The sequence below is a fragment of the Ruegeria sp. C6 genome (assembly GCF_056537625.1).
Genome location: NZ_JBQFRW010000001.1, coordinates 1,170,718 through 1,190,596 on the forward strand (window position 1 = coordinate 1,170,718; position 19,879 = coordinate 1,190,596).

Genomic DNA, 19,879 nt, shown 5'->3' on the forward strand with positions numbered 1-19,879 from the left:
ATTAATCTGTTTCAGGCTTAGTGGGCTGTTGCCGACGGTCCTGCCCCTTCGGCCGCCTTGGCGGCAGCGGCAGCGGCCTCTTCAGCGGCCTCATCCCACTCAATTGACTCGGGCTTACGTATCAACGCTTGCTCCAGTACTTCCGAGACGTGTTTGACCGCGATGATCTCCAGCCCTTCTTTCACGTTGTCGGGAATATCTGCCAGATCCTTTTCATTCTCTTCGGGAATGAGGACGGTCTTGATCCCGCCACGCAGGGCAGCCAGCAGTTTTTCTTTCAGCCCGCCAATCGGCATCGCGTTGCCGCGCAGCGAAACCTCGCCTGTCATGGCGATGTCCTTGCGCACAGGAATACCGGTCAGGACCGAAACAATCGAGGTCACCATAGCCAAGCCCGCAGACGGACCATCCTTTGGCGTCGCACCATCGGGCACGTGTACGTGGATATCGATTTTGTCGAACTGCGGCGGTTTAACTCCGATCTGAGGCGAAATTGATCGGACGTAAGACGACGCCGCGTCGATCGATTCCTTCATCACATCGCCCAGCTTACCAGTGGTCTTCATCCGCCCTTTGCCGGGCAGTTTCAGAGCCTCGATATGCAGCAGATCACCACCGACCGAAGTCCAAGCCAAGCCAGTGACTACACCAACCTGATCGTCCTGTTCAGCCAAGCCATAACGGAACTTGGGCACTCCAAGAAAATCATCCAGATTGTCGGGCGTCACCTTTACGGTCTCCGCCTCTTTCTTGATGATCTTGGTCAACGATTTCCGCGCCACTTTGGCGATTTCGCGTTCGAGGTTCCGCACACCCGCCTCGCGGGTATAGGTGCGGATGATCGATTGCAGCGCCTCATCGGTCAGCTCAAACTCCTTGGCTTTCAGACCATGGTTTTTGACCTGTTTGTCGATCAGGTGTTGCTTGGCGATCTCGCTCTTTTCCTCTTCGGTGTAACCGGCCAGCGGGATGATCTCCATCCGGTCTAGCAGAGGCCCAGGCATGTTGTAGCTGTTAGACGTGGTCAGGAACATCACGTTGGACAGGTCATATTCGACCTCAAGATAATGATCCATGAACGTGTTGTTCTGTTCCGGGTCCAACACCTCCAGCATCGCCGAGGCTGGATCGCCACGGAAATCCTGCCCCATCTTGTCGATTTCATCGAGCAGGATGAGAGGGTTTGTGGTTTTCGCCTTCTTCAGCGCCTGAATGATCTTGCCGGGCATCGACCCGATATAAGTCCGACGGTGGCCACGAATCTCAGATTCGTCGCGCACACCACCCAGCGAGATGCGAATGAATTCGCGCCCCGTGGCTTTAGCGACCGATTTACCCAGCGAGGTTTTACCCACACCCGGAGGGCCAACAAGGCACAGGATCGGGCCTTTCAGCTTTTTCGAGCGCTGTTGAACCGCCAGATATTCGACGATCCGCTCTTTGACTTTCTCAAGTCCATAATGATCGGCGTCCAGAATGTCCTGCGCGCGACCCAGATCCTTTTTGACACGGGATTTGGTGCCCCACGGCAGTGACAGGATCCAGTCCAGATAATTGCGCACGACGGTTGCTTCAGCCGACATGGGCGACATGTTCTTGAGCTTTTTCAGCTCACCCTCGGCCTTTTCGCGCGCCTCTTTCGACAGCTTGGTCTCGTTGATCTTGGCTTCCAGTTCGGCAACTTCGTTGCTGCCGTCCTCACCATCGCCAAGCTCCTTCTGAATGGCTTTCATCTGCTCATTCAGATAGTATTCGCGCTGCGTCTTCTCCATCTGGGATTTGACGCGGGTCTTGATCTTTTTCTCGACCTGCAGAACCGACATCTCGCCCTGCATCAGGCCATAGACCTTCTCAAGCCGCTCGCTCACCGAGAGCGTCTCAAGCAGTTCCTGTTTCTGTTCAACCTCGATGCCCAGATGACCCGACACAAGGTCGGCCAACTTTGCAGGCTCGGTGGTTTCACCAACAGCAGCCAGCGCTTCTTCGGGGATGTTCTTGCGCACTTTGGCATAGCGCTCGAACTCGTCCGCGACGGTGCGCAGCAGTGCTTCGGTGGTGGTTACATCACCTGGAATCTCGGTAAGATACTCGGCGCGGGCTTCGAAAAACTGATCGTTTTCAAGAAATTCCGTGATCTGCACACGCGCCTGACCCTCGACCAGCACCTTGACGGTGCCATCGGGCAGCTTCAACAGTTGCAGTACATTGGCCAGAACGCCCGAACGGTAGATACCGTCGATTTCCGGATCATCCTCACCGGGATCAATCTGGCTGGACAACAGAATTTGCTTGTCATCCTGCATCACCTCTTCCAGGGCGCGGACCGATTTGTCACGGCCCACGAACAGCGGCACGATCATGTGTGGGAAGACCACGATATCGCGCAGCGGCAGGACGGGGTATGAGGAATTCAGAGGCTCTTGCATGCTCTATCCTTATCATTGGCAAGACGGCGCTGGTCCCTGATTCAGGCAACCTTTGGCCATCTCCTGTCTTGGACGATAAAGGTGGGGCACCTGTTCCCCCATTTCAACCTCATCGTCATTTGTCGTGATGCAGCATGACCCGATGATTTGGGGACTTCAAGGCATCCGACAGACATATCCACCGATTTTAGCGAACCCAGCATTAAAACGGGCAACAAATCATCCAGCGTGGATCAGAACACCCTCTGCTTAGCTCGCGACAAAAAGAAGCCATGACCGACTTCGTTTCTACATTCCAAGCCCTTTTTCGAGGAATGGCAGACGAACCCGCCAAACTCTCCGGTTACGCCGTAGTCTGCACGGTCAAATCCGTCCCGGTTATGGCTGACTGGTTGGCACAGCATGCGGACGGCGCCCGTATTGGTCATGAAAAAATCATGTCCCCAGTCCGACTGGCAATCCGCCGGGCGCGGGAACGCAGGCGCTCCGCTGCGCTCAATTATGGTGCAAGACAGGTCCGAAACACTCGCCCCCTGCCCGACGACACACTGAATATTCTCGGACGGGGTTTCGAAGGTCCAGACATCCGCAAGAGATGTCGATGCGCAAAGAACGATTGCGATAGAAACAATAAAGCGAGGCATTGAATCCTCCTGAACAAAACAAATGAAAATGGTAAATAATGCGCGAACAGTATAGCAAAAAATACCGCGTTTGTCACCGCAATGGCCACAATCTACAGCGGTTCAATATCGCCTTGCTCCCGAAGCGCGTGGAATTGCGATTGCCACTCTGCGAATGTGCCCTGTGAAATCGCGTCCCGCATTCCCTGCATGATTTCCTGAAAGTAATGCAGATTGTGCCAAGTCAGCAGCATGCCCGAGATCATCTCATTCGAGCGGAACACGTGATGCAAGTAGGCCCGAGAATAACTTGAACACGCGGGGCATGTGCAGTTCTCATCGAGCGGGCGTGGGTCGTCAGCATGGCGGGCGTTCTTGATATTGACCACACCGTAACGCGTGAACACCTGCCCGGTGCGACCCGACCGCGAAGGTAGAACGCAATCCATCATATCTATCCCGCGTGCAACGGCACCTACGATATCATCAGGCTTGCCTACGCCCATCAGATAACGCGGTTTATCCTGGGGCAAGAAGTCAGGCGCATAGTCAAGGCAGCTGAACATGGCCTCCTGCCCCTCACCCACGGCAAGGCCGCCGACGGCGTAGCCTTCAAAACCGACCTGCTTAAGTGCCTCGGCACTTTCTTCCCGAAGATCTTGTTCCAGCCCGCCCTGCATGATCCCAAACAGGGCATGTCCGGGGCGGTCTCCAAACGCTTCGCGCGACCGCGCGGCCCACCGCATCGAAAGGCGCATGGACTCGGCGATGCGGTCGCGATCGGCGGGCAGCGCAGGGCATTCATCAAAGCACATGACGATGTCCGAGCCCAAAAGGCGTTGGATTTCCATCGACCGTTCCGGCGTCAATTCGTGCTTCGAGCCATCGACGTGAGATTTAAAGGTCACGCCCTTCTCAGTCAGTTTACGCAAACCCGCCAGCGACATCACTTGAAACCCGCCCGAATCCGTCAGGATGGGGCGGTCCCAGTTCATGAATTTGTGCAGGCCTCCCAAACGATCAATCCGCTCGGCCGTGGGGCGCAGCATCAGATGATAGGTGTTGCCCAACAGAATATCGGCACCCGTGGCGCGCACACTTTCCGGCATCATCGCCTTGACGGTCGCGGCTGTGCCCACAGGCATGAACGCCGGCGTCCGCACCTCACCGCGCGGCGTGTTGATCACGCCTGTGCGGGCCTTGCCATCGGTGGCTTTCAGGTCGAAAGAAAATCGCTGGGTCATGGTAACGCCTTGGATCGCTGAACCGGGCAGGCTTTGCCCGATCTGCAAGGGCATTGCAACCCGTCAGGGCAGCGAGGCTACACGGTCCGTAAACAGGCGCACCACCCCTGCCCCATCGACATCCCGGCACACTCGCACTGGTGGCCGTGCAGGGTCAGGACGAGTCGCACCGATCTCAACCCCGTCCAACGCCACCTGCAAACCCGTTTCGACCATTTCGAACATCGGTTCATGGGTGCAGGCGATAACGGCAGTCGAGTCATGCAATCCGCACCCTTCAAGCCCACCGATCTCTTTGTAGAACTTTAAATAGAAGCGCGAGATATCACGCAGAAAACGACCCATGTCAGGGGAACGTTCAGCGAGCGCCTCAAAATCAGCGGTCTCGTAGAGCGTTTTCAGAGTCACATCCAATCCCACCAGAATCGTAGGCGGCGGCGCGGCAAAGACTTCGTCTGCAGCTTTGGCATCGTGATAGATATTCGCCTCGGCATGTTCGGTGATATTGCCCGGGCAGTACACGGCCCCGCCCATGATGACGAGCTTGCCAAGATTGTCCGCAAACTCGGGGTCCAATCGCATGGCATCAGCGATATTGGTCAATGGCCCAACCGCGCATACGACCAGCTCTCCGCGATGGCTGCGCGCCATGTCGACAAGAAACTCTGCGGCGGACAAGGCGTGGTTTTCACCGATCTCTTCAATCTGGGTCAGGTCACCAAAGCCTTCGGGGCCGTGCACATGTTCCGAAGGTGAATGCGTGCTCTCTCCCAAAGCGGAGGACGCGCCTTGGGCCACGGGTATGCCCAGCCTCAGTTTGTCCACCAGAAACCGCGCATTGCGGCTGGATTGATGCACATGGGTGTTGCCGAACACGGTGGTCAGGCCGATCAGGTCAATTTCGGACGCAGCGGCGGCATAGGCAATGGCCATTGCGTCGTCGATGCCGGGGTCTGTATCGATAATCAGTTTCATCCTCGTCCGATAACGCAAACACCAGTGGGATGCAAAGCTGCCACAAAAGGGAATTTCTGGCCGGTATGAACGTTTTCACCGATTTGCATTCCGGCCAGCACAATCCATACCAGAGTTGAAATTGAGCGACTCAATCCCCATATGTATACCATAGTACACAATAAATGAGGACAGTATGATAGAAGACCAGATTATCGGACTGATTACTTCGAACATTATCTACCTGCTGGCAGCGGCGCTTATTGCCATTGTCATATTCAAAGGCATCAAAATCGTGCCTCAATCCGAAAAGTACGTGGTTGAACGGTTTGGCCGCCTGCATTCGGTGCTTGGGCCCGGGATCAATTTTATCGTTCCTTTTCTAGATGTTGCCCGCCACAAGATATCCATCCTTGAGCGTCAGTTGCCAAACGCAACGCAAGACGCAATTACCAAGGACAACGTTCTGGTGCAGATCGATACCTCGGTGTTCTACCGCATTCTCGAGCCAGAAAAGACGGTTTATCGCATCCGCGATGTCGACGGTGCGATTGCAACGACTGTAGCCGGTATCGTCCGCGCCGAGATCGGCAAGATGGACCTGGATGAAGTGCAATCGAACCGGGCGCAACTGATTGAACGTATTCAGGAAAGCGTAGAAACCGCTGTTGACGATTGGGGGATCGAAGTAACCCGCGCTGAGATTCTGGACGTGAACCTCGATCAGGCCACTCGTGACGCGATGTTGCAGCAATTGAACGCCGAACGTGCCCGCCGCGCGCAGGTGACCGAGGCCGAGGGTCAAAAGCGTGCCGTTGAGCTGCAGGCAGATGCCGAACTTTATGCGGCAGAGCAGACCGCCAAGGCCCGCCGAATCTCGGCTGAGGCCGAAGCTTATGCGACTCAGGTCGTGGCAAAGGCCATTCAGGACAACGGGCTGGAAGCGGCACAGTATCAGGTTGCGTTGAAACAGGTGGAATCGCTGAACGCCCTGGGCAACGGCACCGGCTCGCAGACCATCGTTGTGCCTGCAAACGCACTTGAAGCCTTCGGCAATGCCTTTAACATGCTTAAAGGAGGAAAATGATGGCCGATCCTTTCTGGCTGACGTGGTGGATTTGGTTGGCCGGAGCGCTTGCTCTGGGCATCCTTGAGGTCGCGCTGCCCGGCTTCATTTTCCTGGGTTTTGCCATCGGTGCAGCCATTACCGGAGTGGCTTTGCTGATCCCTGGCCTCACGCCATCCCTGCCCGTTCTGCTGTTGATATTTGCTGTTCTGTCACTGGTCGCATGGCTGGTTCTGCGCCGTATGTTTGCCCTGCCGCACGGTCAGGTCAAAACCTTCAGGCACGACATCAACGACTGATCTGTCGTGGCGCCCAAATCAGGCGCCACGGCACCTCTGGACGCTGCCCGGCACTTTCCCTATATAATTTCTCAGGTAACAGACCCGAGGCATCAATGACCCACCCCAGTGAACAGTTCGAAGGCAGCCCTCTGATCGCTCCCTCGACCATCGATCACCCGCTCTACGAACCCGTGGTCGAAGCTTGCCGGACGGTGTTTGACCCAGAAATACCGGTCAATATCTACGATCTCGGTCTGATCTATACGATCGACATCACCGGAGAAAACGCGGTCAAGGTGATCATGACCCTCACTGCGCCAGGTTGTCCTGTCGCAGGCGAAATGCCCGGTTGGATCGTGGAAGCAATCGAACCCGTTGCTGGCGTCAAAGAGGTCGACGTCGAACTGACTTGGGAGCCACCTTGGGGCATGGAAATGATGTCAGATGAAGCCCGGCTTGAGCTGGGTTTCATGTAACTCTCGACTTACTCACAAAAAACATGGCGATGTTACAAAACGGTGTACTGCGTGTTACTTAACCGTTTTCATGTTGTCACAATGCTGGGTCACAAGGTCCTCAGGTACTGACCCAGTGATTAAGCATGCGTTTTTCGATCTGCTGGACGTGCTGGCGCAGGATGTCGAGTAGCGGGCGTCTTATCCGATTGCCCCGCTAAATTGACATACTTCGTGAATTGCATGGGCCTCTGACCATAGCCATCCCCCATTCAATGGGCCCATTCCGGGCCGCTCTTGCCCGAGAGCGGCCCTTTTTGTTTGATTATTCGATGTTACAGGTCGACTTGATTTCAGCAGCGCGCGCGTCCAGCTCTTTTATATAGTCGCCTGACAGCATCTTCAGGTGCTTGCTCTCGGTTCCTGTGACGAGACCCAGCAAGGCACCGGCAGGGAGGATCGAGAACACGCTTTCAGCCTGCTGGTCCTCGGCATGTTTCTTTTCAGCTGCGATTGCGCGCAGATCACCGGGTGCGGTAGCACAGTTGACCGGGTGCCGTTTTGTGTCATCTATCGCAAGTGCCGCAGACGCGGACGCCAGCAACATAGATGTGAAAATGGCTGCTCCTGCCCAGTTCTGCGCTCTCATCGATCCAAACCTCTCTGGAATGCCTGTCCTTTACTTCAGGTACGCTAAAGCTTTGCGCACCATCGTGACAACCCTGCGCGGAGTGTGTATTTGAACAGGCTCTCTCTTGAGCCCGGCGCGTGTCGGCCTTAGATTAGAGATAACGCGCGATAACGGAGCCCACCATGTTTGGCATTCCCGGCAAACAAGCCGTGACCATGACACCTAAAGCTGCTGAACAGATTGTTCGGCTTATGAAATCCGGCGGTCACACCGGATTGCGCATCGGCGTCAAGAAAGGCGGCTGTGCGGGGATGGAATACACCATGGACTACGTCGATGATGCCGACCCGAACGACGAAGTGGTCGAGCAGGATGGCGCGCGTGTAATGATCGCCCCCATGGCACAGATGTTCCTGTTCGGAACCGAGATCGACTACGAGGTTTCACTGCTTGAGGCCGGGTTCAAGTTCCGAAACCCGAATGTAGTCGATGCATGCGGATGCGGAGAATCGATCAAGTTCGACGAAACCTTGGCTGAACAACGCTAACTCGCAGCTTTTAGGTGGACGTAGGTCTCATTAAATCGCCGCGTCAGGTGCTCTCCAGCGCGGATCGTGGCGTATGAACCCGGGGGCGCAACATTTGTGTCGTAAGAAGGATTAAAGAACAACGGAACCGAGATCCTCTCGTTCACGCTGCCTTTGACTCTATGCTCGGTCGCTTTGACTTCTCCTGCCGTCCAAAACTCCAGCATCTCCCCGAAATTGATTATGAATTGTCCCGGCGTGGCGTTTACAGCTTGCCAATCGCCATCAGGCATACGAACTTCCAGACCCGGTGTGCCGTCCGTGGCCAGCAAAGTCAGGCAGCCATAATCCGTATGCGCGCCGATACCAAAGTCCTTTTCTCCCGCCCAATCAGGGCGTTGCGGATAGAAGTTACCGCGCAGCAGCGCCATTGGCGTATCAAAGGCCGCATCAAAACTGTTTGCATCCCTACCGATGGCAATCGCAATCGCGCGCAAAACGCGAATGGCAACTGAGCAGGCATCTGAATAGTAACTCTGGATCGTTCTCCGAAAGGCGTCGGCCCCGTCTGGCCAGAGATTTGGGGCATACACACTTAATCCACGCCCCGCATAGGGATCATCGGCTGGCAGTTCAAAACCGCTATCATAGACTTCTTTGAAATCCGGGTTCGCCCTGAGATCCACCTGTTCGGAACGCGGCGCACCCCAACCGCGGTTGGCACCCGTAGCTGCCATATCGACGCTCTGCTTGATCTCATCGGGTTGACGAAAAAAATCGCGATACGCGTCAATCACCTGCTTCACACGGGCGGCATCGAGGCCGGAATTGGAGATTGTTAGAAATCCGATCTGGCGAACAGCATGTCTCAGCTTTTCCATCTCAGCTGGATCACGCAGATCCAATTTGGCGAGATCGAGATCGTCTATCATGCCATCCTCCGCAACAACGCGCGCAATGTGTCCTGACAAGTAGCGCTATGCAACCGGAATTGTCAGCCCCGCCTGCGGGTGATATCCGAGGGTTCAAAGCAGAAAACCGGAGGGATCGCGATGCGGCGTAAGTTGGCGGCAGGCAACTGGAAAATGAACGGAACTGGCGTTGCGCTGAGCGAGTTGGAAGCGTTGAAAGCCTCGCACCCATCTTCTGCGGTAGAAATCCTGATATGCCCACCAGCCACTTTGCTTCATCGCGCGGCAAATACGGTTGAAGGTTCGGGCATTACCGTTGGCGGCCAAGACTGCCACGCGGCGCTCTCGGGTGCGCATACCGGGGATCTGAGTGCCGAGATGCTGTTGGATGCAGGGGCGAGCGCAGTGATCCTTGGCCATTCCGAACGCCGTGAAGATCATGCTGAGCAGAACGAAGACATCCGTGCCAAAGCCCGCACCGCCATGGATGCAGGCCTGAAGACGATCATCTGCGTTGGTGAAAGCCTTGAACAGCGCGAAGCAGCAAATACTCTGGATATCATCGGTGGACAGATGTCAGGTTCGATCCCGGATCAAGCGACAGGCGAGAACCTGATTGTCGCATATGAGCCGATCTGGGCCATCGGCACCGGTAAGGTTCCAACGTTGGAAGAGATCGGAGAAGTGCACGATTTCATACGCGCACGTCTCGAACGCCGATTTGGCGAAGGTGTCGGCCGGTCAGTCCGCCTGCTGTATGGCGGATCGGTCAAACCTGGTAATGCTGCCGAGATTTTTGGCGTTTCAAATGTTGACGGAGCGTTGGTGGGTGGCGCCAGTCTGAAAGCAAATGATTTCTCGGGCATCATTCAGGCGCTTGAAAGCGCCTGATCGCCAACTTCATTCGGCAATATCTTCGGCCCAAAGCGCGGGCTTCTCTTCGATAAAACGCTTCATCAATGCAATGCAGTCCGGGTCATCTGCGATGATGACCTCTACACCGCGATCGCGCAGGAAGTCCTCATTGCCGCCAAAATTCACGGTGTCTCCGATCACAACACGCGGGATACCGAACTGTACGATCGTGCCAGAACACATCATGCAAGGCGACAGCGAGGTATAGAGCACAGTATCGCGATAGGTCTTCTGCCGCCCTGCCTTGCGCAGCGCATCCATTTCCCCATGGGCAATCGGGTCGCCCAGTTGGACACGCTGATTACGCCCTTGCGCAACGACCTCACCACCCCGCGCAAGCACTGAACCGATTGGGCAGCCTCCTTCGTCAAATCCAGCTTTCGCCTCATCATAGGCGACGCGCAGCAAGCGTGCATCGGTGTCGGTCAGCATATGCAGGTGTCCTTTGTTCGGAGTTGTTTCGCAAAGCTGCCCGACACCAATCTGGCGGTCAACGCTTAGGCCAGTTTCATGATGACCAAACCCGTCACGATTAGAACCGCAGCGCCGATCCGCATGGGCGTCAGCGCTTCGCCCAGGAATAGGACGCCAACAGTGAACGCCCCTACTGCGCCGATCCCGGTCCAGATCGTATAGGCGGTACCAAGCGGCAGATCCCGCATGGCCATTGCAAGCAGGCCAAATGACCCGATCATCGCAACACCCATGATCGCCGTCGGCCACAGCCGCGTGAAACCAGCGGTCTGCTTCATCGCGACGGCCCAGACGATTTCGAGCAGGCCAGCAAACAACAGTAATATCCAGGGCATAAGAACACCTCACTTTCCGAGATCGGGTCGTCCCGAATAATCGTCCATGATGGTGAGGTCGTCCTCTGACCCTCAGATATGCGTTTGGGCATCAGTTTCAAGACAAAAAAAACCGGGCGGATTACACCGCCCGGTTCATATGCTCGGTTTAACCGATCTAGTTGGTTATGATCTCAGGCCCCATGAATGTGTTGGGCAGGAATGTCGAAATCCACGGGATATACGTAACCATGATGAGGAAGACGAACAGCACGGCCAAGAACGGCAACGCTGCCTTCACAACACTCATCATCGGCATACCTGCCACGCCCGAGGTTACGAACAGGTTCAACCCGACCGGAGGCGTGATCATCCCGATCTCCATGTTCACCACCATGATAATGCCCAGATGGATCGGATCGATACCCAACTCGATGGCAATCGGGAAGACCAGCGGGGCCACAATGACCAGCAGACCTGAGGGCTCCATGAACTGGCCACCGATCAGCAGGATCACGTTGACCACAATCAGGAAAGTCACTGGCCCCAGACCCGCCGATAGCATGGCGCTTGCGATATGCTGAGGCACCTGCTCATCCGTCAGCACATGTTTTAGGATCAGCGCGTTGGCGATCACGAACAGCAGCGTGACAGTCAGCTTGCCCGCCTCGAAAAGTGTATGCTTGGTGTCGGGGTGCACAAAGGCCGTGATCAACGCATAGGGTTTCTTGAGCAGCGAGATGTTCTGCGCATCCCCTTCGGTGCTGAGCGGCCCCATATCCTTGTAGACAAAACTTGCGATCAGGAACGCATAGACGGCAGCAACAGCCGCGGCCTCGGTCGGGGTAAAGATACCTCCGTAGATACCGCCGAGGATGATGACGATCAGGAACAGACCCCAACCGGCCTCGCGCGCCGAGGTGAAAACTTCGCCCCAACCTTTCCAATCGCCTTTGGGAAGGTTCTTGACCTTGGCCATGACGTAAATGGTGATCATCAGCATCAGACCGGCCATCAAACCCGGAATAACGCCTGCAAGGAACATTCGCCCGACCGAAACCTCCACGGCTGCCGCATAGACCACCATCACGATTGATGGCGGAATCAGAATGCCCAGTGTCCCTGCGTTACAGATAACACCGGCGGCGAATTCCTTGGAATAGCCCACCTGACGCATGCCAGCGATGACGATCGACCCGATTGCGACAACTGTCGCCGGAGACGACCCCGACAAGGCCGCAAACAACATACACGCGAAGACGCCAGCAATTGCCAGACCTCCGGGCAAGTGCCCTACACAAGCGATCGAGAACCGGATGATCCGCCGCGCCACTCCACCTGTGGTCATGAAAGATGACGCGAGAATGAAAAACGGGATAGCCAAGAGGGTGAAATGCCCCTCAAATGCCTCGAACAGCGTGCCAGCGACCGAAGCCAATGAGCTGTCGGAATAGATCAGCAGGAAGAGGGTCGAGCTGAGACCAAGTGCCACCGCGATCGGAACTCCGATCAACAATAGGCCAATGACCATCGAGAAAAGTAGTACGACGTCCATCAGTCATGCTCCCCCTGCTGGGCGCGGACTTCTTCGATCTCGTCCTCAACCTCGTGGCTAGCTACAAGGCGATCAGTTTCACCGCGCCAAATCTGTACCGCGACCTGTGCAAAACGGATCACCAGCAGCAACATCGAAAGAGGCAGAACGAAATACGGAACGACCTTGGGCAGTTTCTCGTAATACTCGCCATAGTTGATCATATCTTCCAGAAACCGCAGCGGCGCGACCATCGGGATATCATCAACTTCATAGAAGCTCTGGCTGCGCGCACTCATGTCAAAGCCGGTCGGAAACCAGCGACCCGAGGTTGGCGGCAGATCGGCAAACACTGCCCAGTAGTCATACGACCCCTTGAGCAGGAGCAGAGAAAACACCAGACAGCAAGCAACGGCTATCAGCGCTAAAACCCGGCGTGGCGCGGGGGCCAGCATGTTCAGGATCGCATCAACACCCAGATGTGCATGCTTCTTCACTGCATAAGACGCACCCAGCAGCACCAACCAACCGAAGGTGAATACTGTCAGTTCCAGCGCCCAAAGAATGTTAGAATTGAATACAAACCGCGCGATCACATTGGCGAAGGTGACAAGTGTCATCAGACCCAACAGGCACGCAATCATGGTTTCTTCGATATGGTCGACCAGCCCGCCTTGGCCGGGTTTCGCACCAGACATCTCTCTGTCCCCGCATTTTTTTGATGAGAGTGGTGGGAGTGTGGCGGGCCATTAAGGCCCGCCCAGCCTATGCGTCCATAACTCCCCAGTCCCCGGACGCGTGGCTTGAACCGGGATCAGAACCCGGCGTTGATCGCCTGTGCGGCGTCGATCTTGTCCTGACCAACGTCACCGGCAAATTTGTCCCAGACTGGCTTCATTGCATCGACCCAGGCCTGGCGCTGCTCGGGGTTCAGTTCCCGGATGATGCCCCCTGCGTCAGTGATCGAAGCCTTGGCAGCTTCGTTTACGGAAAAGGCCTCCTTATTACGGGTCTCGGTCACTTCGGCGAGAATCGTCAGGAATTGATCGCGAACTTCAGGCTCCAGGCTGTCCAGCCAGTCAACTGAGGTTACAACCAGATAATCGATGATACCGTGGTTCGTTTCTGTGATGCCGTCCTGCACCTCGAAGAACTTCTTGCCGTAGATGTTCGACCAGGTGTTTTCCTGCCCGTCAACAACGCCCTGTTGCAGAGCACCGTACACTTCCGAGAACGCCATCTTCTGAGGGCTGCCACCAATTGCCTCCATCTGGGCAACCAATACGTCCGATGACTGAACGCGGAACTTCAGGCCGTTCGCATCCGAAGGATCTTCCAACGGCTTGTTTGCAGACATCTGCTTCATGCCATTGTGCCAGAATGCCAGCCCTTGAAGGCCGCGGCGCTGCATGCTGTCTTTCATCGCCTGACCATCAGCCGAGGCTTGGAACGCATCCACAGCATCGATGTTCTTGAACATGAACGGCAGATCGAACAGGCGGAATTGCTTTGTAAATTTCTCGAACTTCGACAGCGAGGGCGCGGCCAACTGCACGTCGCCCTGCAGCATCGCTTCAAGAACCTTGTCATCGTTGTAAAGAGTGGAGTTCGGATAAACCTCCATGCACATCACGCCGTTCATCTCGTCATTGACGCGCTGCTCAAGCAGCGAAGCGGCGATGCCCTTGGGGTGTTTGTCCGTATTGGTCACATGCGCAAACTTCACGACGATCTCGCCATCATCGCAAGCTGCTACACCAGCGGTCGCTGTCACGGACAGTGCGATTGCAGTTGCTGCCGTTGTCAGGAATTTCATCAGTCTTATCCTCCCAGACTTCCCTAAAACTTCCATCGAGCGCTCAATCAGCGCCGTATGTTGCGGAGTGAACCGAATCGGCTCCTCACTCTCAACATTTTGTTTAGATGTTGCTGAAATCTGTTTTTTCCGAATAATTTCTTACAGTTAAATTATGTTCGTTATAAATCTGGTGTTTCGGCAGAACTACGCTGTGCGATTTTTCGCACAGGCAGTCAGCACCTTGTGCGAATTTCCGCACAATATCCGAATCGATGCGAGCGAATCGCTCGCTTAAGACGCAGCGCAGCCGCGGCTCGCCCTAGCGGAAGTGTTTTGCTAACGACGATAGTCTTCTGGCCTAATGTGGTAGCGGGTCAGCTTGTCATAAAAAGTTTTGCGCGGCAGCTTCAGTGCCTTGGCGGCATCCGCAGCCTTGCCATTGTGGCGCCCAAGGGCTGCAATCAGCAAAGACCTCTCAACACGCGCCAATTGCTCGCTCAACCCCAGATCAGCGGCCTGTGCAACCTCATCCGGCATCCCCAACACAAACCGCATTGCCGCCGACATCAACGATCGGGCATTGCCCGGCCAATCCTGCGCCATCAGCGAGGCCAGATGCTTGGGTGTCACTTCAGGTTCCGCAATCCCGGCCTGCTCAGCGGCCTGCGCCACATAGCGGCGAAAGATGACGGGGATATCCTCGGGCCGTTCTGACAGGGCCGGGATTCGCACCCGCATGACATCCAACCTATAGAACAGATCGGCATTGAACCTTCCCTGTGCAGTAAGGTCCGACAAATCGGCCGTTGCCCCTGCGATGATTCTGGCTTCCGTCCCTTGTTCGATCAGTTCCAGCGCGGCGTATTGCGTGGCATCCGACATCGCCGAGATCTCATCCAGATACAGCGATCCGCCTGCCGCGTCCTTGCAGACACGCAATAAATCATCCGGGTTCAGGCCTGAGGCAGGGCGTTTGACAAATGGCCCCTGTCCAACCGGAGACATCAGATGGACAACTTCAGCGACCTTTGAAACTCCGCTACCCGCTGGCCCGGTAACCAGTACCTCGGCCCGTGTTGGCGCTACGCTCCGCACTCGCTCACGCAAGGCCTCGGCTTGATCTGACAACCCAAACAGCATGCGTGCTGCGGGATCGCCACGCTCAAGTTCGCGCCGTTGCTCGCGTTCCTGCAGAATTTCTGCGCGCGCGGCAAAGGCTCGTTCGAGTACCGCCAATAAATCCGCTGCTGCACAGGGCTTTTCCAGAAAATCAAATGCTCCCTGCCCCATGGCCTGTACCGCCATCGGGATATCGCCTTCACCTGTCAGCAATACCACCGGAAGCTCAGGATCAACCTCGCGCGCGTATGCGAGCAGATGAAACCCATCCCGCCCCGGCATGCGAATATCCGAGATGATCACACCGCCGAAGTCACGATGAATATGATCCTTTGCGGCCACGAAAGATCCCGCGGTGACCGGTTCATACTCGGCCAATTCGAGGGTTTGCGCCAAGGCCTCACGTACGGCGGCATCATCATCGACCAAAAGCACTTTGCGGATCATGCTGCCTCATCTTCTTCAAAGGGTTCCAGTTCAACCGTGAATTCAGCACCCTCGTCCGTGTTGGCACCGCGAATATCCCCCCCGAAGCTCTGAACCAGACCGTAGGATATCGACAGCCCCAGACCCATCCCCTCGGACGTCCCAACTGTTTTTGTGGTGTAGAACGGCTCAAACACGCGGTCGGGGTCCTCGATGCCGGGTCCGGTATCCCGCACCGACACGCGAATAGGCTTCCCCCCTGACAGAGTGACCAATATCCTGCGCGTCGGTCGATCGACCATCGCATCCGCTGCATTATTGATTAGGTTGACAAACACCTGTACCAGTCGCACCTCTCCACCCCAAGCATAGACCGCATCCTTTGGCGGCACCCACTCCAACGCGACATTCTCATCGCGCAGGCGCGCCTCGGTCAATTCGGTGGCAGTGTTCAGAACCTGGACCAGATCAACGCGCCCCATTGGTTCGCTTTCATTTCTCGCAAAAGCCCGCAGGTTCTTGATGATCCGCGCCATGCGTGCGGCCATATCGGAAATACGGCCCAGATTTTCGCCAGCTCTCTGGCCCTTGCCGCGCTCAAGAAAGGCGGACCCGTTGTCGGCGAACTGCTGAATCGCCATCAAGGGCTGGTTCAATTCATGACTGATGCCAGCCGACATCTTGCCCAAAGCGCTCAACTTACCAGCCTGAACCAAATCGGCCTGCGCTTGTTTGAGCGCGGCCTCCGCCTCCTGCCGCTCGGCAACTTCGTGGCGCAAAGCGCTATTAGCCGCCGTCAAGGCGCGCGTGCGTTGCGCGACCCGGCTTTCCAGCACGGTATTTGCCTCTGCAAGTGTCCGACGGCGTTCCGAGGCCAGAAACAACAAAGCACCAAAGGCGAAACAGATCGCCGCAACCGCCGCCGCCTGCAACCCCGCCAACCGGCGCGCCGGGGCGACATCAACCAGCATCTCTGCGGTCATCGCAATCACCGGAAGATCGAGCGTCAGATGCAGGGCGCGACGGGGCAGATAGCGACCCCAATTGAGCTTCCACACTTCATATCCCGCAATCCGGGTTGAGGCGAAATCGACATTCTCACCTTCTGGTGACATCAGCCCTTGCTGCCCTTGCCCGCGGCGCCATAGTAGCAGATCCGATCGGTTCGAGATAAAGACAACCCCATCCGTATCAACGAAAAACACCGCATCGGTACTGCCGCGCCATGTTTGTTCCACATCCTGCACATCGGCCAGAACCATCAACGCGCCTTCTATTTGGCCCAAATCCCCGAATGATGGGGCCGCGTATGAATAAATGCGGTCACTGCTTGCGTCTTCGACCCCATGTGCGCTGCCCAGGGCCCCCTGCATGGCGCGCTCGAAGGCCGGATGTGCGGACATATCGCGCCGCGTCACCGGTTGGGCCGCGACCAGAACCTGACCCTCCGGATTCAGGTACATAACGTTAACGGCAGCGGTTTTGTCTGCCACATCCAGCAGCACCTTTCGGGCGGCCCGTTGCTGTTCTGATGTTTCTAGCTCCTGCAAAGCAGGATGATCCGCCATCAAGGCGGCCACTTCCTGATAGACCTGCATTTGCGTGCTCAGACGGTCGGCGGCCAGTTCCAAATCAGCCTCGGCCTTCTCGCTCAGTTGCGACAGGGCCTGACGATAGCCATAAGTCCAGACCGCCGCTGACAGCAATCCGACCGCGCATAAGAAACCGGCTATGATCCAAAAACGTTGCATATCTAGGGTCTTGCATTCAGCAGCCGCCATGGCAAGTCTGCACCGCATGAAGACGCTGACCCAATCCCCGACCGACCCGGCATTCGTGCAAAACCCATACCCCTTTTATGACAGCGCACGTCAGTCGGGCGATCTGTTCTACTGGAAAGACTACGGCCTTGTCGCGGCTGTCTCGCACAAAGCGGTGCAAATTCTGCTGCGCGATCGGCGCTTCGGGCGTGAAATCCCGGCGGAACTTGCAAAACCCGGCCCAGAGCATCTTGCACCCTGGCTAGAAGTCGAATCCCATTCGATGTTAGAGCTTGAACCCCCGCGTCATACTCGATTGCGTTCTCTGGTTCTGAGGGCTTTTACCTCACGCGCGATCACGGCGCTTGAGGGGTCCACTGAACAGTTGTGCCACGATTTGATCAAGCAGTTCCCCGCTGGCCCCTTCGATCTGCTGGAGGCCTATTGCACCCAGGTCCCCGTGATCACGATCTGCCGTCTGCTTGGTGTGCCGGAAGACATGGCACCGCAACTGTTGCAGTGGTCGCACGCCATGGTGGCCATGTATCAGGCAAACCGGACGCGCCAGACCGAAGACGAAGCCGTCCGTGCCACACAAGCCTTTACCACCTATCTCGAAGAATACATCGAAAAACGCCGCACTGACCCGCGTGACGATCTGATCACCCGGTTGATCGCGGCAGAGGAAGATGGTGAAAAACTCTCGCGCGACGAACTGATCACGACCTGCATTTTGTTGCTGAACGCCGGTCACGAAGCCACCGTGCACGCCATCGGCAATGGCGTGAAGACTATGCTGACGACGGGTACACAGCAGTATGTCCTGACGCCCGGCACCATCGACGGCGCAGTCGAGGAAATCCTGCGTTTCGATCCACCACTGCACATGTTCAGACGCTATGCCTATGAAGACATTGAACTCTTCGGTCACCGCTTTGCGCGTGGTGACGAAGTTGCCTTGCTTCTGGGCGCAGCCAATCGCGACCCTGCTGCTTGGTCCCAACCCGATACATTCGACCCGATGCGAGATGTAAGCGCCAATACTAGCTTTGGTGGTGGCCTTCACTTCTGTGTAGGCGCTCCGCTGGCCCGGCTTGAGATGCGGATCGCCCTGCCCATGCTGTTCCAGCAATGCCCAAAGCTAAAGCTGACGGCAGAGCCGCAATATTCGGACAGCTACCATTTCCACGGGCTGACCAAACTCATGGTAACGGTCTGACTTAATATCCTGTCAAGAAACCCGGATCCGTTCTTCATCTGGCCATAAATATCTTGGGGGAGTCGCCTTCGGGCGGCGGGGGCGGCGCCCCCATTCACGCTTCAAACTATCCGACAGACTTCAATGGCAGCATTGTGGTCGATTTGATCTCTTCCATCGAAAGCAAGGCTGTGACGTTGTGCACCCGTACCTCTGAAATCAACGCCTGATAAAACGCATCGTACGCACGCGCGTTCTTGACGCGCACTTTCAGAATGTAATCGATGTCTCCAGCCAAACGGTGCGCTTCCTGAACCTCTGGACGATCGCGCAACGCTTTCAGGAACTTCTGCTGCCACTCTGCTTCATGTTCCGACGTACGGATCAGCACAAAGAATGTGGCCTCAAAGCCCAACGCTTCGGCATCCAGCAATACGGTCTGCTGGCCAATGACCCCTGCCCCCTTCAGCTTGCGAATGCGATTCCAAACCGGCGTCTTGGAGCTCCCTACACGGGCTGCGATTTCGTCAAGCGACTGGCTGGCATCCCGTTGCAGCTCGGCTAGAATTTTCCGATCCGTGTCGTCTATTCGCACCGACATTCCAATTTCCCTTCCAATTCAGAACAAACCTGCTTTCACTCACCGCATATAGAACATTTGTTCTTATTTCTTCGCGCATATGGCGATTTGGCGGGAATATTTCCTATATTGGCACACAAGTCAATTCAGTCACGAGATGATCCGATGCAGGTCAAACAAACAAATATGCGCATTCACAAACCCGGCGTCGCCCGAGTTGCGCAATACCCGCACGTAGTCTCGGTTTTCAATAAGGAGCTTGCCTGATGGCCCGCGCTTTTACCCCCAAAGTCGTCACCGCCAACGACTTGTTGGAAGGTGATGTGATTTACCAGACCGAAGATGACCGGTGGTCGCGCGAGTTGTCCGATGCCGAACTGATCACGGACGAAGCTCACGCGCAGGTTCGTCTGCTGGATGCCGCGCGTCAGGCCAACAAGATCGTCGGCGCCTATCTTGCCGACGCGGTGGCCGGAGAAAACGGCCCCGAACCCACCCACTTTCGGGAGGATTTCCGCCGGACTGGTCCGTCCAACTATGCCCACGGCAAACAGGAAACCTCCCCGCAGCCTCGGGCCTGATCTCAGGCCATTCTCTCTCCCCTTCAAGGCCCCGGGTCCGGGGCTGCAACTAAGGACAGCTA

At 56.2% G+C, this 19,879-nt stretch carries 21 protein-coding genes; 7 read left to right on the forward strand and 14 right to left on the reverse strand.

Annotation, left to right across the window (positions count from 1 at the left end; translation table 11 throughout):
• Positions 1 to 17 precede the first annotated feature (17 nt).
• The 4 genes from lon to ACR0MJ_RS05855 all read right to left on the reverse strand — a co-directional run bounded on the left by lon (position 18) and on the right by ACR0MJ_RS05855 (position 5,268).
• Complete coding sequence (gene lon, locus ACR0MJ_RS05840) at positions 18 to 2,426, reverse strand: endopeptidase La (RefSeq protein WP_170393206.1); 2,409 nt, start codon at positions 2,424 to 2,426, stop codon at positions 18 to 20.
• A gap of 233 nt (positions 2,427 to 2,659) precedes the next feature.
• Positions 2,660 to 3,070 carry a DUF6636 domain-containing protein gene (locus ACR0MJ_RS05845; protein WP_170405494.1) on the reverse strand — a complete coding sequence of 137 codons (411 nt, stop codon included), beginning with the start codon at positions 3,068 to 3,070 and terminating at the stop codon, positions 2,660 to 2,662.
• Positions 3,071 to 3,162: 92 nt separating this feature from the next.
• A complete protein-coding gene (gene tgt / locus ACR0MJ_RS05850; RefSeq protein WP_170596111.1) occupies positions 3,163 to 4,293 on the reverse strand; it encodes a tRNA guanosine(34) transglycosylase Tgt in 1,131 nt (376 codons plus the stop codon).
• Between the two features lie 63 nt (positions 4,294 to 4,356).
• Positions 4,357 to 5,268: a nucleoside hydrolase gene (locus ACR0MJ_RS05855; RefSeq protein ID WP_480759814.1), complete on the reverse strand. Its 912-nt coding sequence runs from the start codon at positions 5,266 to 5,268 to the stop codon at positions 4,357 to 4,359.
• A 175-nt stretch (positions 5,269 to 5,443) separates the two neighbouring features.
• Between ACR0MJ_RS05855 and ACR0MJ_RS05860 the strand changes: the two genes are divergently transcribed.
• From ACR0MJ_RS05860 to ACR0MJ_RS05870, 3 genes are all read left to right on the forward strand, one after another.
• Positions 5,444 to 6,334, forward strand: coding sequence for an SPFH domain-containing protein (locus ACR0MJ_RS05860; RefSeq protein WP_170393209.1), 891 nt, complete (start codon positions 5,444 to 5,446; stop codon positions 6,332 to 6,334).
• Positions 6,334 to 6,612 (forward strand): NfeD family protein, encoded by a 279-nt coding sequence (locus ACR0MJ_RS05865; protein WP_170393210.1) that lies wholly within the window; start codon positions 6,334 to 6,336, stop codon positions 6,610 to 6,612. The genes ACR0MJ_RS05860 and ACR0MJ_RS05865 overlap by 1 nt, the downstream gene beginning before the upstream one ends.
• A gap of 95 nt (positions 6,613 to 6,707) precedes the next feature.
• On the forward strand, positions 6,708 to 7,070 hold the full coding sequence (locus ACR0MJ_RS05870; protein WP_170393211.1) for an SUF system Fe-S cluster assembly protein: 363 nt from the start codon (positions 6,708 to 6,710) through the stop codon (positions 7,068 to 7,070).
• Positions 7,071 to 7,374: 304 nt separating this feature from the next.
• On the opposite strand, the gene ACR0MJ_RS05875 is transcribed toward ACR0MJ_RS05870, so the two are convergent.
• Entirely contained in the window at positions 7,375 to 7,698 is a 324-nt protein-coding gene (locus ACR0MJ_RS05875) for a hypothetical protein (RefSeq protein ID WP_170393212.1), read from the reverse strand.
• 164 nt (positions 7,699 to 7,862) lie between these two features.
• On the opposite strand from ACR0MJ_RS05875, the gene ACR0MJ_RS05880 reads away from it, so the two are divergent.
• Positions 7,863 to 8,228 (forward strand): HesB/IscA family protein, encoded by a 366-nt coding sequence (locus ACR0MJ_RS05880; protein WP_170465407.1) that lies wholly within the window; start codon positions 7,863 to 7,865, stop codon positions 8,226 to 8,228.
• Here ACR0MJ_RS05880 and ACR0MJ_RS05885 read toward each other — a convergent pair.
• Positions 8,225 to 9,139 carry an isopenicillin N synthase family dioxygenase gene (locus ACR0MJ_RS05885; protein ID WP_480759817.1) on the reverse strand — a complete coding sequence of 305 codons (915 nt, stop codon included), beginning with the start codon at positions 9,137 to 9,139 and terminating at the stop codon, positions 8,225 to 8,227. The two genes, ACR0MJ_RS05880 and ACR0MJ_RS05885, sit on opposite strands and share 4 nt — an antisense overlap.
• A gap of 120 nt (positions 9,140 to 9,259) precedes the next feature.
• Between ACR0MJ_RS05885 and tpiA the strand changes: the two genes are divergently transcribed.
• Positions 9,260 to 10,009 carry a triose-phosphate isomerase gene (tpiA, locus tag ACR0MJ_RS05890; RefSeq protein ID WP_170465411.1) on the forward strand — a complete coding sequence of 250 codons (750 nt, stop codon included), beginning with the start codon at positions 9,260 to 9,262 and terminating at the stop codon, positions 10,007 to 10,009.
• A gap of 9 nt (positions 10,010 to 10,018) precedes the next feature.
• On the opposite strand, the gene ACR0MJ_RS05895 is transcribed toward tpiA, so the two are convergent.
• The 7 genes from ACR0MJ_RS05895 to ACR0MJ_RS05925 all read right to left on the reverse strand — a co-directional run bounded on the left by ACR0MJ_RS05895 (position 10,019) and on the right by ACR0MJ_RS05925 (position 17,449).
• Positions 10,019 to 10,465 (reverse strand): nucleoside deaminase, encoded by a 447-nt coding sequence (locus tag ACR0MJ_RS05895; RefSeq protein WP_170817714.1) that lies wholly within the window; start codon positions 10,463 to 10,465, stop codon positions 10,019 to 10,021.
• 65 nt (positions 10,466 to 10,530) lie between these two features.
• Complete coding sequence (locus ACR0MJ_RS05900) at positions 10,531 to 10,842, reverse strand: DMT family transporter (RefSeq protein ID WP_170595757.1); 312 nt, start codon at positions 10,840 to 10,842, stop codon at positions 10,531 to 10,533.
• Positions 10,843 to 10,999: 157 nt separating this feature from the next.
• Positions 11,000 to 12,376 carry a TRAP transporter large permease gene (locus tag ACR0MJ_RS05905; RefSeq protein ID WP_170393218.1) on the reverse strand — a complete coding sequence of 459 codons (1,377 nt, stop codon included), beginning with the start codon at positions 12,374 to 12,376 and terminating at the stop codon, positions 11,000 to 11,002.
• Positions 12,376 to 13,053, reverse strand: a complete 678-nt coding sequence (locus tag ACR0MJ_RS05910) for a TRAP transporter small permease (protein WP_480759828.1) — start codon at positions 13,051 to 13,053, stop codon at positions 12,376 to 12,378. The genes ACR0MJ_RS05905 and ACR0MJ_RS05910 overlap by 1 nt, the downstream gene beginning before the upstream one ends.
• A gap of 116 nt (positions 13,054 to 13,169) precedes the next feature.
• On the reverse strand, positions 13,170 to 14,171 hold the full coding sequence (locus tag ACR0MJ_RS05915) for a DctP family TRAP transporter solute-binding subunit (protein ID WP_480438504.1): 1,002 nt from the start codon (positions 14,169 to 14,171) through the stop codon (positions 13,170 to 13,172).
• A 318-nt stretch (positions 14,172 to 14,489) separates the two neighbouring features.
• The gene (locus ACR0MJ_RS05920; RefSeq protein WP_480759834.1) at positions 14,490 to 15,719 is read right to left on the reverse strand and encodes a sigma-54-dependent transcriptional regulator; all 1,230 of its coding nucleotides are present in this window, start codon (positions 15,717 to 15,719) and stop codon (positions 14,490 to 14,492) included.
• Entirely contained in the window at positions 15,716 to 17,449 is a 1,734-nt protein-coding gene (locus ACR0MJ_RS05925) for a sensor histidine kinase (RefSeq protein ID WP_480759836.1), read from the reverse strand. The genes ACR0MJ_RS05920 and ACR0MJ_RS05925 overlap by 4 nt, the downstream gene beginning before the upstream one ends.
• 46 nt (positions 17,450 to 17,495) lie before the next feature.
• Here ACR0MJ_RS05925 and ACR0MJ_RS05930 point away from each other — a divergent pair, with 46 nt between their 5' ends.
• Positions 17,496 to 18,677: a cytochrome P450 gene (locus ACR0MJ_RS05930; RefSeq protein WP_480760307.1), complete on the forward strand. Its 1,182-nt coding sequence runs from the start codon at positions 17,496 to 17,498 to the stop codon at positions 18,675 to 18,677.
• A gap of 106 nt (positions 18,678 to 18,783) precedes the next feature.
• Here ACR0MJ_RS05930 and ACR0MJ_RS05935 read toward each other — a convergent pair whose 3' ends face one another.
• On the reverse strand, positions 18,784 to 19,257 hold the full coding sequence (locus ACR0MJ_RS05935) for an Lrp/AsnC family transcriptional regulator (protein ID WP_010439761.1): 474 nt from the start codon (positions 19,255 to 19,257) through the stop codon (positions 18,784 to 18,786).
• A 245-nt stretch (positions 19,258 to 19,502) separates the two neighbouring features.
• On the opposite strand from ACR0MJ_RS05935, the gene ACR0MJ_RS05940 reads away from it, so the two are divergent.
• A complete protein-coding gene (locus ACR0MJ_RS05940; protein ID WP_170393224.1) occupies positions 19,503 to 19,817 on the forward strand; it encodes a DUF2849 domain-containing protein in 315 nt (104 codons plus the stop codon).
• Positions 19,818 to 19,879: the final 62 nt, after the last annotated feature.